This is a genomic window from Pseudoalteromonas sp. Angola-4 (genome assembly GCF_028599265.1).
GTDB lineage: Bacteria > Pseudomonadota > Gammaproteobacteria > Enterobacterales > Alteromonadaceae > Pseudoalteromonas > Pseudoalteromonas atlantica.
Window position 1 is genome coordinate 38,663 of record NZ_JAQREK010000009.1, and the last position, 15,543, is coordinate 54,205.

Sequence of the window (15,543 nt, forward strand, 5' to 3'; positions counted from 1 at the left end):
ATGTAATAAGTATTGTAGCGAGTTTGGTTTATATTTCGAGCGGATCAGATAAGCGGTATAAGAAAAGGGACGAAAGGGTAAACGTTAGCGCGATTAACTAGCGCTAACGGTAAAATAATAAAGTAAGGTTATAACCAAATTTTTTGTAGTTCAGGCCATTGTTTTTCAAATTGCGAACTTGGTTTTACTTTAAAGTCGCTGCGCACAAACTGGTTCATTTTACCTTCAACATAGGCCAGTAAAAAGTTAGCAAGGGTGAGTTCGTCACTTTGAAAGGTTTTACCTTCACGAAGTTTGCGCTCGCGCAGTACTTGTTTAAATTGCGTTTCTAGCTTTTCAAATAGCCCTTGTACACGTTCGCGTAAACGCTCTTGCTCGCCTTGTAGGGCGTCGCCGGTAAGTATGCGTGTAATACCTGGGTTTTTTTCTGCAAACGTTAGTAGCAACAACAAAATATTATAAACGCGTGTTTGGCTTTCTTTTTCGTTTTCTAAAATAAGGTTAATGCGCGATAAAAGCGTGTCTTCGATAAACTCTATTAGGCCTTCAAACATACGTGCTTTACTTGGAAAGTGACGGTAAAGCGCAGCTTCAGACACACCCACTTCAGCAGCAAGCTTTGCAGTTGTAATTCGTTGTCCTGGGCTGGTTTCTAACATTTGCGCGAGGGCTTGCAGTATTTGCTCTTTGCGATTACTTCTTTTTGTCGCAGGCATGAACCTTCCTTTTTTATTTGTTATTTTTAGCTGCTAATCATTTTTTGTTCAAATGAGTGGCTTATGTTAATGTTTTATTCAGTTTGTTTCCAGCACTTTATAGTTGCTTGGCAAGTTGTTTAATTACCTCAAGAGCAATGCGTGTTTTACTATTTACCGCAAGTGCTAACTGCTCATTTTGCCAGTAAAGTGTTAAAGCATTGTGATCGGAATTAAACCCTAAACCACTTTGCGATACATCGTTAGCGCAGATCATATCGAGATTTTTATTTTTAAGTTTACCCTTTGCATAGCTCTCCACATTTTGCGTTTCAGCAGCAAAACCCACAGTGTAAGGGCGGTTTTGCGTTAAGTTTGCCACGGCGGCTATTACATCGGGGTTTTTAACAAGGGTGAGGGTAAGCTCATCGCCTTGTTTTTTCATTTTTTGAGTCGCTACATTAGCCGCTCTATAATCGGCTACGGCTGCACAACCAATAAAAGCATCAGAGAGTGGGGCATAGGTTAATGACTCATTTAATAGCTGCTCAGCGCTTTCAATGTTTATTAAATTAACGCCAACAGGGGCCTTGATAGTAACAGGCCCTGAAATTAAATTGACATGAGCACCAAGCTTTAAAGCGGCCTCAGCCAGGGCAAAGCCCATTTTTCCAGAGCTGTGATTAGAGATAAAACGTACAGGGTCAAGCGGCTCGCGGGTTGGCCCTGCCGTAATTGTAATGGTTTTACCTGCTAATAATTGCGGCTGCTCTGTAGCAGTGCACAAAGCCACAAGCTCATGCGGCTCTAGCATGCGCCCAGCTCCTACATCGCCACAGGCTTGCTCACCTTTGCCTGGGCCCCAAATAAGTACGTCACGTGCTTTTAAAGTGGTTAAATTTGCTTGTGTTGCAGGGTGTGCATACATTTGCTGGTTCATTGCTGGGGCTATTGCCACTTTAGCAGGGGTTGCCAGTAATAGTGTGGTAAGTAAATCATCGGCTATGCCGGCGGCCATTTTGGCAATGGTATTACTCGTTGCAGGCGCGACCAAAATTAAATCAGCCCATTTGGCAAATTCTATGTGGCCCATTGCAGCCTCTGCTGAGGGGTCAAGCAATGAATCAGACACCATTTCACCACTCACCGCTTGCATGGTTAATGGGGTTATAAAATGCTTAGCTGACTCGCTCATAACTACTTTTACTTCGCAACCTGCCTCTTTTAAGCGCCTAACGAGCTCTGCACATTTATAGGCCGCAATGCCGCCGGTGATGCCAAGTACGATTTTTTTGTTTGTTAAGTTAGTCATGAGTGTTTTTTGCTTGAATGTATATGCAGGCTAAAATAACAAATCTTTGTGCTTTGAGCTAAGTTTTTAGGATTAAATAATCAGGCTAATTTTAAAAATTGCATTACAGTTATAAGACTGTTTTTTAATCATCAAGGATGAATAATGCAATTAACATCGTTACCTAACTCACTTCGCCCACGCGAAAAACTCATTGCAAAAGGCCCTAAAGCATTGACCGATGCTGAGTTATTAGCGATATTTTTGCGTACGGGCTTACCCGGTATGAATGTGATTGAGCTTGCACAGCACCTGCTTAACGAAAACAAAACATTGCATAATTTATTTAACGCCAGCCAAGATGAGTTTTGCGCACAAAAAGGGTTAGGGATGGCAAAATATGTGCAATTGCAAGCGGTGCTTGAGCTGAGTCAGCGTTACATGCAGGAGCGTTGCCAGCGCGATGCGGTGTTTAATTCACCAAATGCGGTGTATGAATATTTAACGCTGCAAATGCGCGGGCTACAGCAAGAAGTGTTTATGGTGCTTTATCTTGATAGCCAAAACCGTTTAGTAAAAGACGAAATTTTGTTTTATGGCACGATAAACTCAGCCAGCGTTTACCCCAGAGAAGTTCTAAAAGCGGCCTTAAAAAATAATGCTGCGGCCATTATTTTGGCACACAATCACCCAAGCGGGATTGCCGAACCAAGCCAAGCAGACAAACTTATCACTAATAAATTACAACAAGCACTGCAATTAGTAGACATAAATGTGCTTGATCACATCATTGTAGGAGGAGAAACGTGTGTTTCTTTTGCACAGCGAGGCTTGATTTAAGGTTGCTTGATGAATAAGTGTGTTAAAAATGAGCGGTTTGGACGGTTTTAGCAAATTAGTTTAATTTAAATGCAGTTTTTACTTTCCCTAAGGGCATTCGATCTTTATAATTAGCCGCTATCAAATTTACATATGAGCTGGTTGGATAGATCAGTATTTGATCTTTGCCTGTAAAAGCTGTATAAAGAGCGCCCTTCGATTTATCTAGGGCACAAATACATGGCCTTAGGTTAAATTAAGCTCGAGCGAAGTTATTGGAGATATATAGACATGTCTAAAGTATGTCAAGTTACAGGTAAGCGTCCAACGGTTGGTAATCACCGTTCACACGCGAGAAACGCGACTAGACGTCGTTTCCTACCTAACCTACAAACACACCGTTTTTGGGTTGAAAGTGAAAAACGTTTTGTAACACTACGCACTACTACTAAAGGTATGCGTATTATCGATAAAAAAGGCATCGACGCGGTACTTACAGATATCCGTGCTCGCGGCGAAAAAGTTTAAGGAACTGAATCATGCGCGATAAAATCCGTTTAGTTTCAACTGCTGGTACTGGTTTTTTCTACACTACCGACAAAAACAAGCGTAACATGCCTGAAAAGATGGAAATCAAAAAGTTCGATCCTAAGGCTCGTAAACATGTGATTTTCAAAGAAGCTAAAATCAAGTAATTTAGTTTTCTTTCAGAATTGTAAAAACCCAGCTTATGCTGGGTTTTTTGTTTTTAGCACTTATCAATATTAAACAGCCCCTAAAATATTTTATTAAATCTACAGATATAATTTAGGCATAAAAAAACCTTGCAGGTAAAACCCACAAGGTCATTATTTTTACAGCTTACAGCTTACAGCTTACAGCTTACAGCTTACAGCTTACAGCTTACAGCTTGGCAAACACGTCTTGTAGTGGTGGTACTACTTGCTTTTTACGGCTTAGTACGCCATCTAGCCATACTTTATCTTCGCTCGGCTTTTCACCGTAAGCTTGTTCTACAAGGTTTGCATCATCTGAAGCGATCAGCATTTGTGAGCCTTCTTTCATGATGTCGGTAAGCAGTAAAAATACTGAGTGGCGGTTGCCTTCAATTTTTAGCTTAGCAATATCGGCTTCTAAGTCTGCTTTAATTTCGTCAAACACTGCAAGGTCAATAACCTCTAGCTGGCCAATGCCCACTAGGTGACCGTTCATGTTGAAGTCTTTAAAGTCACGCATTACTAAGTCACGCACAGGGGTGTCTTCAACAGCTGACTTAACACGGAACATGTCCATGCCTAGTTCTTTAAAGTCTTCAATGCCGGCAATTTCTGCTAGTGCTTCTACACATTTAATATCAGCCGTTGTACAGGTCGGCGATTTAAAAATAACGGTATCGCTTAAAATTGCACATAGCATGATGCCAGCAATATCTTTAGGGATTTCTACGTTGTAGAAGTCATACATCATTTTAATAATGGTGTTTGAACAGCCTACCGGACGGATCCAACACTCAAGCGGTGTAGATGACGTTAAATCGCCTAGTTTATGGTGATCGACTACGCCAACAACACGTGCTTGGTCGATATCATCTGGTGCTTGTGTTTTTTCTGTGTGGTCAACAATATATACATCTTCGCCAGCGTAGCTTAATTTAAGCTCAGGTGCTTCGAAGCCAAATTTATCTAGGATAAATTGAGTTTCTGGTGACACTTCACCAAGGCGTGTTGGAATTGCTGGCTCATCGATTTGGTTTTTTAAATAAGCAAGTGCAATTGCACCACAAATAGAATCTGAATCTGGGATTTTATGGCCCACTACATACATAGACATTGACGGAACTCCTTTAAATTTGCCGATATTCTACCAAAGTCTGTGGCCTTTAACATATAGACAGTGCAATTAAGTTTTAGTTACACTTTAAAATCTTGAATTTACTGGGTGTATAAATATGCGACTGGGCCGCAAAGGTTGGAACAACGTTATTATTTTTTCGATGTTGATTATGATCTTCTTTTTAAATGGCTGGCATAAGCAGTTTTTAGGGGGCGAAGACGAGCCTACATTACAACCGGTACTGCCATTGCAAAGTTTTGTGTTAACACTGAGCTTTGTTGATCAGAAAATTGAACGTATTGGTACAAGTTGGCGTACAACCGCATTAAAAGAAAATACGCCCGTGAGGTGGGATGCATCACAGCAGCAATTAGCTGAGCTAATTAACCATTGGCAAACGGCTGCGTTGATGCAGGTAAATGAGTCTGTTGTATTTAATCCAAACTCACCATTGTACGTGGCCACCTTTGAGTTGGCTGGCGAGCGCTTACCTTGGGTTTATTTACTGTACAAAGGTAACGGTAAGTATTATTTGTTGGAAAAAAATAGCCAGCGCGTGATGGGGCTTGATTTAGCGACTGCAAAGCAGTTATTTCCAAGTGTTGATTTTTCAAAAAGTGAGTTGCATTAATGCCTGAATTACCAGAGGTAGAAGTAAGTAGACTGGGGATCACCCCGCATGTAGAAAACCACGTGGTGACGAAGGTAAATATTTATAATGCCAGCATGCGATGGCCTGTGCCTGATGATGTTTATCAGTTAGAAGGGTTGAGGGTAGAGCGAATTGAGCGCCGTGCAAAGTATTTATTGCTGCACTGCGACTTAGGGAGTGCTATTTTACATTTGGGAATGTCGGGTAATTTGCGCGTTGTGGATAAACGCGAGCCGCTTAAAAAGCATGATCATGTTGAGTTTGTTCTTAGTAATGACAAGGCGCTGCGATTAAACGACCCACGCCGGTTTGGTTGCTGTTTATGGCAAGCACCGGGGGATGTTCATAAGTTACTCTCAAAACTTGGCCCTGAGCCGCTTACGGATGATTTTTTTGCAAAGCGTGTATACGAGCAATCGCGAAATAAAAAAGTCCCCGTGAAGCAATTTATTATGGATAACGCGGTGGTAGTGGGCGTAGGTAATATTTATGCCAATGAGTCGTTATTTAAGGCGGGAATACACCCAAAACGCGAAGCAGGCAAAGTATCGCTAAAGCGATATCAAACCCTGATCCCTATTATTAAAGACACTCTAGCAGCGGCAATAACACAAGGCGGTACAACCCTTAAAGACTTTGCCCAAAGTGATGGCAAACCAGGTTATTTTGCACAGCAGTTGTTAGTGTACGGACGAAAAGGAGAGGCGTGCGTAACGTGTAAAACGCCACTTGAAGAAATTAGACTAGGGCAGCGCAGTACGGTGTTTTGTAAGCACTGCCAAAAATAGCCGTGTTATAGCTCAAACGGTGCCACACCGACGGCTTTCATTTTATAGCCCACTTGGGCTATTTCACCAGACCAGGTTTCGGTACTGATAACGCCGGTAACAACAATCGCATCATACAGGCTCTCTATGGGTACGCCGCCTTTTACTGTTACATGAACGATTTGATTTGGCGGCGGGGGCGGTACGTGAATACACGCGCCAAAGTATGGCACAAGCAAAAACTCAGTAATAACTTCACTGTCGCCCTCAAGTGGGACAACAAACCCCGGTAAACTTACTGATTGGCCATTTAATGCTTCAACCACAGGAGCATCTAACTCTGGCTGCACCCAGTTTTGTTCACTACCTTCGTGGTTAGCCTGTGCTTGGGTATCTATTTGTACATGCCCTTGTGGGATTAAGTCTTCCCAAAAAATTTCTTTCGGCGGGTTTGCACTACTGACAAAGCTAATAAGTAGGCAGCTTACTAGCATGCAGTAATAAAGCGCGGATTTAAAAAGTATCATGAAATTCCTAAAGTTAAGTTTTTATACTCATACCATCGCTAAGCGAATAAAAGTAAGCGCGGGTAGCTGGTATTAAGCCAATTATAAACCCAGCGGCCATAATAACGCCTATTAAAGTGAGTTCATAGTAAGAGAGCATGGCAATATTAACGCTTATTCCTGCATGGCTTTGCAAATAGCTGCTACTGATAAGCATAACGCCATAATACAAACCACAGCCAACTAGGCAGCCTAATAACGTTGTAAATAACGACTCCATGCTTATTAGTGTAAATAGCTGCCATGGCCGTGCGCCGACTGAGCGCAATATAGCAAGTTCTCTTCGGCGTTGATTTAAATTGGCCAGTAGTGCGGTCAACATGCCCAATAAACTGACTAATATAACAACGCCTGAAAACAGTAAGAGTACTTTTTCGACAATGGCGAGCATTTGCCACAGCTCTTTTAAGGTCACTGTGGGCATAATGGCCAGAAGTGGCTCTTTTTTGTATTGGTTGATATTACGCCTAATTTGCAATGTGTATAAAGGCGAGTCGAATCCCATTAAAAACGCAGTAATTTGGCTTGGCTCACCGATTAGGTTGTTATGCTCATCGTGCTCATCGTGCTCATCGTGCTCATCGTGCTCATCGTGCTCATCGTGCTCATCGTGCTCATCGTGCTCATCGTGCTCATCGTGCTCATCGTGCTCATTATTCGCAGAATGTGAACCACCATGTATTAAATCAATAGCTGCTAGAGGTATGTGTAAGGTTTTATCTACTGGCGTGCCAGTGGCGTTTAAAATACCGATAACAGTAAACGGGTTGTCTTTATGATGATGAAAGCTCGTATTACCCATGCCGTGTGAGATTACTACGTTATCACCTAGTGTATACCCTAAACGGCTCGCTACATCGCTGCCAAGTACCACCTGGTTTAAATGCTCAAACGCGTGGCCTTGTTGAAAACTTAACGTTTGCTTTTTACCAAAGCGATAGTGGGTAAAGTAATCGCGGCTTGTACCTAGTACAGCTTGGCCTTTGTGGCTGTCGCCTAAACTAATAGGAATGCTCCATTTAACACCACGCTGAGCTGCGATGTACTGATAACTTTGCCAGCTCACCCCATTATTTGCGTAACCTATTCTAAATACAGAGGAAAGCAGTAATTGAATATCGCCGGTGCGGGCGCCTACAATTAGGTCTGTCCCAGAGATGGTATTACTAAAGCTGGTTTTTGCATCCACGCGAATTCGCTCAATACTTAGTAAAAGCATCACGCTAATGGCAATGGTAAACAATGTGAGCAGTACACTTGCTCGGCGATTTAGCAAACTTTTATAAGCTAACTTAGTCAGGATCATAACTGCTCCTGTAAGCTAACTAGGCTAATAGCACGATTAAATAGCGGTTTTAATGTTTCGTCATGGCTTACAAAAACTAACGTACTGTTGGCGCGCTTAGCCTGTTCGAATAACAGCTTTATAAAGCTTTCTCTATTTGCGGTATCGAGTGCCGAGGTGGGCTCATCAGCAATTATAAGCTCTGGGCTGCCAATAAATGCGCGAGCGGCGGCAACCCGCTGTTGCTGACCAATGCTGAGCGAGGCAACATCTTTACTATGATAAGACTCACTTAAGCCTAATGCTGTTAATAAGCGTATCGCTTCTTTTTGTAAGCTTGGCTTGGGCGCTGTTGTTTGCTGTAAGACTTTTTGTTTTCTGCTTTTTGAAAATTCACAGCCAAGCGTGACATTCTCAATGGGTGTTAAATACGGTAATAAATTAAAGTTTTGAAAAATATAGCCAATATTCTCCGCTCTAAATACATCTCTTTGCGTATTGCTAAGTGTATTTAAATCGCGATTTAAAATACGTATGTTGCCACTACTTGGTGTGTTTATACCTGCCAATAGCGCAAGCAGGGTTGATTTACCGACGCCGCTGGGACCATGTAAAAAAATATGCTCGCCTTTATCAATTCTAAGGGTTGGGATATTTAGCGTAGGCTTGGCATCATTTTTATGCCATTTAAAGGTTACATTATCAAGCTCAATCATACAGTGTGGTGTTACCAACCCCAATACTTGAGGTCTTTACGCATTTTAAAGCTTCTAATTATATTTATTGGCTTTGGTTTAAGTTTGTCGCTTTTGTGTAAAAACTCATTAGCTTCGTTAAGCACGCGTAAACTAGATTTACCGTCGCTATAAGGGTGAATATCTAGACAATAATTTTCAATATGCTGCATTAAATTTTTAGGTCTCGTTAATGCGTGCTCTATTGCTGCTTCTATTTTATCAGCCTCTGTCACATTGATTAAATGAGGCTGAGGCTTTTGATTTCGAAATGTAACAACGGGCTTTCTTAGTAATAAAAACATTAATAGCACCGATGATGTATCACACAGCATTATATCAGCCGCTTTGAGAAGAGGGATCACATTATCGGTTTCTATAAAGGTTAAGTTTTTATTATTTAATGCTTTATATTTATCTACCCATTCTTGGGGCATTTTAGGATGAAATTGCATTAAAATACGCCACTTCCCTTGCAGGCTAAATTGCTTTATTTGTTCATATAGTTTGGGAGCTAGTGACAGGTTTCGTGAAAAAGTAGAGCAAATTAGTAGTGTAGGACGTGGATCATTATTTACATAAGGGTTGTTTAGCGTATTACTAAAAAGAGGGTCTAATGTTGGCCAGCCTGTTTCTACTACTTTAAAAAAACCATATTGTCGCGCCAACTCTTTAAACTTGGTGGTGGTATTGGGACCCTGCGTACAGTATAAGTCGAAACACCCACGAATATTAAAGTGATCTTCTTTCCCTCTTCTATTTAGTTTTCCTGAATTAAAACCATGAAAAACAGCTACTTTTTTACCAGGAATAAAACTTGGAACAATATTACCAGGAATAAAAACTAAATCTGGATTCCATTTCTGGGTAGCGGGAATCGAGTTTAAACGCTTTTCATCATCATCTAAAAAGTCGGGGTTTACTTCATTACCCGCTAAAAACCACCGAACTTCTCCACCATGAGCTAAAATTTGCGCCTGAAGCGGCCTTAAAATAGCGTATGAATAATTTTGCGAAATATACATTAAGTATTTTTTATTTGCGGTCGCAGTTAGGTAGTCCAAGCGTTACTCCTCTAGTTAGCACGCTAAGTTTACCGCATTATTACAGCCATATAAATATTGCGTGGTTATTTAAACTGAGCTCTGGGTAATAAACCTATTTCTAGCAGCTATTTCAGCGCTAACTGCGTTGAGTTTACTTGCAATAGGCCAGCTATTGACGCGTAAATTCGCCTTACTTTCATTGAAAATCTCTGGCTAGAGAAAATAAATTTAAATATCGCCATAATACAACACGCCCTAGTCAGTCTCTTAACCAGACTTCAGGTTATTTAGTTTTCAGTGCTGATTGAGCTTTAGGGTAGGCTGATTTATTATATAGTGCTTATAACCCCATACCATACTTTGCTCTATGAGCATCCCTAACCCCGGAGATAGCATGACTAGCTATAAAGTTTTAGACGTAAACGATGACTTACCTATTCGCACTAAAGGTGCCGTACACAGCGGTAAAGTTCGTTCGGTTTATTGGCTAACAGATGAAGACAGCGCACGCCTCATTAAAGAAAAAAACTATAAAGTTCCGCAAGGAACTGAGCTGGCAATTATGGTTATTTCAGACCGTATTTCTGCTTTTGATTGTATTTGGCAAGGCGAAAATGGCTTAAACGGCGTGCCGGGAAAAGGTATTGCGCTTAACTCTGTTGCATCTCATTGGTTTAAGTTATTTGATAAAGCTGGCCTTGCGGGTAACCACATTGTTGATATTCCACATCCTTATGTATGGATTGTGCGCAAAGCAAGTACCGTAAAAGTAGAAGCGATTGCGCGTCAATATATAACCGGCAGCATGTGGCGTGATTACAGTAAAGGGGTTCGCAGCTTTTGTGGCATAGATTTACCTGAGGGCTTAACGGCAAACCAAAAGCTTGAAAACGTACTAATAACCCCTTCTACAAAAGGTATTATCGAAGGCGTGGCTGATATTCCACCTGTTGATGATGTGAATATTACGCGCGCTAATATCACTGATAATTTAGACGTATTTAATTTTAAATCGGCAGAGGATGTGACTAAATACGAAAAGCTATTGGTTGAGGGCTTTAAGCTAATTAGTGAAGAGCTGGCAAAGCTTGATCAAATATTTGTAGATACAAAATTTGAGTTTGGTTATGTAGAGGATTTAGACGGTAACCAACAGCTTATTTATATTGATGAAGTAGGCACCCCAGACTCTTCGCGCATATGGGATGGCGCGGCTTACCGAGATGGTAAAATAATCGAAAACTCTAAAGAAGGGTTCCGCCAGTTATTAATTTCTACTGTGCCAGAAAGTGACGTGCTGTTAAATAAAGACCGCATGGATGAGCGAGAGCAGCTTGCTAAAGACTTTATTTTACCAGAATCGGTCATGCTTGAGGTGTCTAACACTTATGTAGGCATTGCCAGTAAAATCATTGGTAAAGAGATTGTAATTCCAGAAGATCCTCGCCAAGAAGTAATTAATATTTTAGATACTGATTACGACCTTATTGTAAAATAGTACAACTAAAGTATTAAAATAAACAAAGCCCAGTCTTTATTTTTAGTTACTGGGCTATATTCCTTGCAATTAGTGCTGGTCTCTAATTAACTTAACCTAAGATTAACTTTTAGGTATTGATATGTTTAGGCAAGTGCAGCAAGTTTTTAATAAAAGAGGTTATTTACTCGCCGCTACTTTATTTTTTAGCCAAGGCGTACTGGGTGAAAATATTGATTTAGTAATTCAAGACCAGCATGGTCAGCCACTAAAAGACGCAATCGTTGAGCTTTATAAGGCGACAAAGTCAGAGCGCACTACGTTACCCGTTGCGGTAATGGACCAAGTACATAAAGCGTTTTTGCCTGATTTACTGGTGGTGCAAAAAGGCCAGCAGGTTAACTTTCCTAACAGCGATAATATCCGCCATCATGTTTACTCTTTTTCTCAGGCTAAGCCCTTTCAGCTAAAACTCTATTCAGGCCAACCTAAAGAGCCTGTAATTTTTGATCAACAAGGTGTTGTTGTACTAGGCTGTAATATTCATGACTCTATGGTTGGCTATATTTATGTAGCCAATAGTGAACACGTTTATAAAACTAATAATACGGGTAAGTTAACTTTAGACATAACGCCGTTACCGACTACGCTGAGTGTGTGGCATGCGCTACAAACTGCACCGTTGGAAAATAAAAAAATGATAACAATAAACAATAACAATGAGTTACTAATTAAGGTTAATACCTCCACCCCAGCACCGCGAAATACTTTTGGTAGTAAGTTTAAGGGCGGTAATGACTAACAGTTTAAAAAACCGCATTATTGTTTTATGTGTAGGCTTAGTGTTACTGACCACTATGGTGAGCATTGTTAGCTTTTGGTGGTCTACAAGTAAATTTCAAGAAGAAAAAGTAAATCAAGATATTAGCGTAGCGCAAAATGTATATAAGCAATATCTGAGCGCAAAAGAAAGCCTACTGCTTACTGCTGCTAAAGTACTCACTGCCGACTTTGGCTTTAAGCAAGCGGTTGCCACTCGCGATGCAGGCACCATAAGTAGTGTGTTGTTTAATCACAGCCAGCGTATTGATGCAGAGCTTATGCTACTGATTGATTTATCAGGTAAATTAATTTCAGCCAATACTAATGCAGATTTGTACCCTCAAAATTTAAAGCCGTTACTGGATGAGTTATTAACTTCGCCAGAGCAATCGAGCTTTGTTGTTCTTAATAATCAGTTATATCAAGTTATTTTACTACCTGTAAGGGCGCCTAGAACCGTTGCATACAGCTTAGTGGGTTTTAAAATTGATGACGAAGTCGCCCTAGAACTTAAAAACCTAACAGGAATGGATGTCAGCTTTATTGCTGAGCAGGACAACCTCGTAAGAAGCTCGTTGCTTAATCGCCCAGAGTTTTTTTCACCTAAAAACTACTTTAACACCACCACAACAACGCGTTTGTTTGGTGATTATCCTGTATATAAAAACCAAGATATTATGTTGCCCTCCCTACAAGGGGATGCGGTAACAATTTTGCTCAGTGCTGATTTAACGCAAAGCTATAACGATTTTGAAAACTTATTGTTTACGCTAATTATTATGGCCATTTTAACGATGCTGGTGGGGGTTATTACCAGTAGTTTACTGGCAAATAACTTAACAACCCCACTCTCACAGCTTGCAGTTATTGCCAGGCAATTTGCACAAGGTAATTACGCATTTGAATTTAATGCATCTAAACAAAGTACCGAAATAGCAACCCTTGCTAACGCCTTTGATAACATGGGTAACGATATTAACGAGCGTGAACAAAAAATTAGTTTTCAGGCACGCCATGATTCGCTTACAGGCTTTTATAACCGCTCGGCTATGCTTGAAGTGCTCGATGATGAGCTGACTCCCTCTACACAATACACCCTAGTTGCTATTGATATAAAAGGTTTACGGCATATAAACGATAAGCTAGGCCCACGCGTAGGCGATGAATGTTTAAAAGCGGTTGCTAATCGAATTAGTGGCTTTTCGGACGAACTTGGCGGCTTTCATGCGCGTATTGGTGGCGATGAGTTTTTAACTGTGTTTCCAAGTGCCGCTGCCAGAGAGAAAAAAAGCGGTATAGTTGGTTTAATGGCACAGCTATTAGCGTGTTATACCATTAAAACGTTAAAAATTAACTTACGCTTTAGCGCTGGGGTTGTCGAGTATCCCATGCAAGGTCTTGCCAGCGACGATTTAATGCGCCGCGTACTTATTGCCGTAGACAATGCAACAGATAGCCAAGACAGTATTCATTATTACCAAAATGGTGAAGACGAAGCGCATTTAGATCGTCTTAAAATGTTAGATGAGCTTAAACAAGCCATTAGCGATGATGATGGGCAATTATTTATGACCTATCAGCCTAAACTGCATTTACACACACAAAAAATAAATAAAGTCGAATCACTGATCCGCTGGCAACGTAAAGATGGCAGCTGGGTAAACCCAGAGCTGTTTATTGATTTAGCTGAGCAATCGGGGCTTATTGTTGAGCTTACATCATGGGTTGTTAACACTGTGGTTTCTCAGGTGGCTGATTGGCAGGCTAAAGGGATTGAAATGCAGGCAGCAATTAATGTATCAGCACAAGATATTGCCTCACCGAGCTTTCATTCAGCGTTAGTGCGTACTCTAAAAAAATACAATGTTGATCCATCCCTCATTACTGTTGAATTAACTGAGCGCGACATGATTGAAAATGAAGAAAAAGGCATAAAAGCATTACAAAACTTAAAAGCGATCGGTGTAAAAATTTCATTGGATGATTATGGCGTAGGGCAAACATCACTGGGGAGATTAAAAATGCTGCCTATTGATGAGCTAAAGTTAGATAAGTGCTTTATTTTAAAGTTAGATGAGTCGCGCAAGGATCAACACATAGTGCAGTCGTCTATTACCTTAGGGCATCAACTAGGCTTTAGCGTTGTTGCTGAGGGCGTTGAAAACAGAGATTCGTTAGACTTACTTAAACTTATGCATTGTGACCATGCTCAGGGTTATTATCTAAGTAGGCCTTTAAAAGCAGAATTATTAGAACAGTGGCTAAAGGAATATTATGAAAAAAGTTAAGTGTTTATTACTTGGGTTATTACTTAGCTCGAGCTTTTCTGGTTTAGCAAGCGATGGTAAATTATTAGCGACCCCCGGGGTTTCGCAAATAGAAGGCGGCGGGGGCGGCGGTATTGTGCCTTGGGCACAGCTTGCAGGTTACGCCAGCGAAGACGAGTTCTCTGTGAATGGCTTTTGTAGCCGTGCAGATGTAACAGACTACACTTTAGATGTATGTGGAGTACAAGTTAACCTATTTAATCGTGTAGAACTTAGCTACGCTCAACAACGTTTTGACGTGCCTGCACTTGATACCGAAATAGAGCAATCTATCACGGGCGCTAAAATTCGTTTATACGGCGACATAGTTTACAGTGACTGGCCGCAATTGAGTGTGGGTATACAGCATAAATCCCTTGATGATGGCGCTGTTGCGACCCTCGTAGGTGCACAAGATACTAGTGGCACTGATTACTACCTAGCAGCTAGTAAACTCCACTTAGGCGCTGTAGGGGGGCTTAACTGGTTTTGGAACGTCACAACTCGCTACAGTGAGGCTAATCAACTCGGTTTGCTTGGTTATGGTGGGGCAAATGATGATGCAAAAATTTTATTTGAAGGCAGCACGGCTGTGTTTTTGAGCCGAAGTGTTGCCGTAGGTATAGAGTATAGGCAAAAGTCTAATAACCTTAATTTGGGTGAACAAGACTGGAAAGATTTATTTGTTGCTTGGATGCCAAACAAACACGTGAGTGTCACCGCTGCATACTTAGATTTAGGTAGCATTGCAGGTGCGAGCGATCAAACAGGGTGGTACTTATCGGTAACAGGGTATTGGTAATGAAAAACGTTGTCATTTTATGGTTGTGTTTAAGTGCCCTGGCAGGGTGCGCAAGCTCAACAAATTTATCACTTTATCAAGAGCTTGATGGCCGAGCGGGGCTTGCGCGTATTGTAGACAGTTTTATTTACCAAATAGGTAATGATGAACAAGTACTGCATTATTTTGAACACAGCGACATAAGCCACTTTAGAGAAGGCTTTATTATGCATATGTGTATGCTAGTTGATGGCCCATGCAAGTACACAGGAGATTCTATGGTAGATATTCATACTGGGATGCACATAACTGAGAAAGATTTTAACCATGTGGTGGACTTACTTGTAAATGCGATGGAAGAGCAAAATATTAGCCATAGCATACAAAATGAGATTCTATCTAGGATGGCACCGCTGCGTAGTAAAATAATAAGAATTTAGGTAACATCTGTAAATTATTTACTCGTAGC

Annotated in this window: 17 protein-coding genes; 10 read left to right on the top strand and 7 right to left on the bottom strand. The window is 40.9% G+C overall.

The annotated features are described in order from the left end of the window. Window positions 1-128: 128 nt before the first annotated feature. Together slmA and coaBC are read right to left on the bottom strand one after the other, a co-directional pair. A complete protein-coding gene (gene slmA / locus PSH48_RS11715) occupies window positions 129-716 on the bottom strand; it encodes a nucleoid occlusion factor SlmA (protein WP_004587943.1) in 588 nt (195 codons plus the stop codon). 97 nt (window positions 717-813) lie between these two features. After that, on the bottom strand, window positions 814-2,007 hold the full coding sequence (coaBC, locus tag PSH48_RS11720) for a bifunctional phosphopantothenoylcysteine decarboxylase/phosphopantothenate--cysteine ligase CoaBC (protein ID WP_064384813.1): 1,194 nt from the start codon (window positions 2,005-2,007) through the stop codon (window positions 814-816). Window positions 2,008-2,151: 144 nt separating this feature from the next. Between coaBC and radC the strand changes: the two genes are divergently transcribed. The 3 genes from radC to rpmG all read left to right on the top strand — a co-directional run bounded on the left by radC (window position 2,152) and on the right by rpmG (window position 3,500). Further along, window positions 2,152-2,826, top strand: coding sequence for a RadC family protein (radC, locus tag PSH48_RS11725; protein ID WP_024033348.1), 675 nt, complete (start codon window positions 2,152-2,154; stop codon window positions 2,824-2,826). 270 nt (window positions 2,827-3,096) lie between these two features. Further along, the gene (rpmB, locus tag PSH48_RS11730; protein ID WP_004587946.1) at window positions 3,097-3,333 is read left to right on the top strand and encodes a 50S ribosomal protein L28; all 237 of its coding nucleotides are present in this window, start codon (window positions 3,097-3,099) and stop codon (window positions 3,331-3,333) included. Between the two features lie 11 nt (window positions 3,334-3,344). Beyond that, complete coding sequence (rpmG, locus tag PSH48_RS11735; protein WP_004587947.1) at window positions 3,345-3,500, top strand: 50S ribosomal protein L33; 156 nt, start codon at window positions 3,345-3,347, stop codon at window positions 3,498-3,500. A 208-nt stretch (window positions 3,501-3,708) separates the two neighbouring features. Here rpmG and PSH48_RS11740 read toward each other — a convergent pair whose 3' ends face one another. Next, the gene (locus PSH48_RS11740; RefSeq protein ID WP_004589063.1) at window positions 3,709-4,635 is read right to left on the bottom strand and encodes a manganese-dependent inorganic pyrophosphatase; all 927 of its coding nucleotides are present in this window, start codon (window positions 4,633-4,635) and stop codon (window positions 3,709-3,711) included. A gap of 118 nt (window positions 4,636-4,753) precedes the next feature. Here PSH48_RS11740 and PSH48_RS11745 point away from each other — a divergent pair, with 118 nt between their 5' ends. Both PSH48_RS11745 and mutM read left to right on the top strand, forming a co-directional pair. After that, window positions 4,754-5,269 (top strand): hypothetical protein, encoded by a 516-nt coding sequence (locus PSH48_RS11745; RefSeq protein WP_004589064.1) that lies wholly within the window; start codon window positions 4,754-4,756, stop codon window positions 5,267-5,269. Further along, window positions 5,269-6,078, top strand: coding sequence for a bifunctional DNA-formamidopyrimidine glycosylase/DNA-(apurinic or apyrimidinic site) lyase (mutM, locus tag PSH48_RS11750; protein WP_273611633.1), 810 nt, complete (start codon window positions 5,269-5,271; stop codon window positions 6,076-6,078). Before PSH48_RS11745 ends, mutM begins: the two co-directional genes overlap by 1 nt. A gap of 5 nt (window positions 6,079-6,083) precedes the next feature. Here the strand turns inward: mutM and PSH48_RS11755 are convergent, their stop codons facing one another. From PSH48_RS11755 to PSH48_RS11770, 4 genes are read right to left on the bottom strand one after another with little or no spacing between them, the layout of a single operon-like run. Next, complete coding sequence (locus PSH48_RS11755; protein WP_024033344.1) at window positions 6,084-6,584, bottom strand: DUF3299 domain-containing protein; 501 nt, start codon at window positions 6,582-6,584, stop codon at window positions 6,084-6,086. Between the two features lie 13 nt (window positions 6,585-6,597). Then, window positions 6,598-7,929 (bottom strand): ABC transporter permease, encoded by a 1,332-nt coding sequence (locus PSH48_RS11760; RefSeq protein ID WP_273611634.1) that lies wholly within the window; start codon window positions 7,927-7,929, stop codon window positions 6,598-6,600. Continuing rightward, a complete protein-coding gene (locus tag PSH48_RS11765) occupies window positions 7,926-8,624 on the bottom strand; it encodes an ABC transporter ATP-binding protein (RefSeq protein WP_029773268.1) in 699 nt (232 codons plus the stop codon). Before PSH48_RS11765 ends, PSH48_RS11760 begins: the two co-directional genes overlap by 4 nt. 11 nt (window positions 8,625-8,635) lie before the next feature. Further along, window positions 8,636-9,706 (bottom strand): CDP-glycerol glycerophosphotransferase family protein, encoded by a 1,071-nt coding sequence (locus tag PSH48_RS11770; protein ID WP_029773269.1) that lies wholly within the window; start codon window positions 9,704-9,706, stop codon window positions 8,636-8,638. 376 nt (window positions 9,707-10,082) lie between these two features. On the opposite strand from PSH48_RS11770, the gene PSH48_RS11775 reads away from it, so the two are divergent. From PSH48_RS11775 to PSH48_RS11795, 5 genes are all read left to right on the top strand, one after another. Beyond that, window positions 10,083-11,186: a phosphoribosylaminoimidazolesuccinocarboxamide synthase gene (locus PSH48_RS11775; protein ID WP_138579235.1), complete on the top strand. Its 1,104-nt coding sequence runs from the start codon at window positions 10,083-10,085 to the stop codon at window positions 11,184-11,186. Window positions 11,187-11,307: 121 nt separating this feature from the next. Next, window positions 11,308-11,967 carry a methylamine utilization protein gene (locus tag PSH48_RS11780; protein WP_096041160.1) on the top strand — a complete coding sequence of 220 codons (660 nt, stop codon included), beginning with the start codon at window positions 11,308-11,310 and terminating at the stop codon, window positions 11,965-11,967. After that, on the top strand, window positions 11,960-14,275 hold the full coding sequence (locus tag PSH48_RS11785; RefSeq protein ID WP_273611635.1) for a bifunctional diguanylate cyclase/phosphodiesterase: 2,316 nt from the start codon (window positions 11,960-11,962) through the stop codon (window positions 14,273-14,275). Before PSH48_RS11780 ends, PSH48_RS11785 begins: the two co-directional genes overlap by 8 nt. Beyond that, window positions 14,262-15,095 carry a DUF3034 family protein gene (locus PSH48_RS11790; RefSeq protein WP_273605970.1) on the top strand — a complete coding sequence of 278 codons (834 nt, stop codon included), beginning with the start codon at window positions 14,262-14,264 and terminating at the stop codon, window positions 15,093-15,095. The genes PSH48_RS11785 and PSH48_RS11790 overlap by 14 nt, the downstream gene beginning before the upstream one ends. Beyond that, window positions 15,095-15,514 (top strand): group I truncated hemoglobin, encoded by a 420-nt coding sequence (locus PSH48_RS11795; protein WP_273611636.1) that lies wholly within the window; start codon window positions 15,095-15,097, stop codon window positions 15,512-15,514. Before PSH48_RS11790 ends, PSH48_RS11795 begins: the two co-directional genes overlap by 1 nt. The last annotated feature ends 29 nt before the right edge of the window (window positions 15,515-15,543 follow it).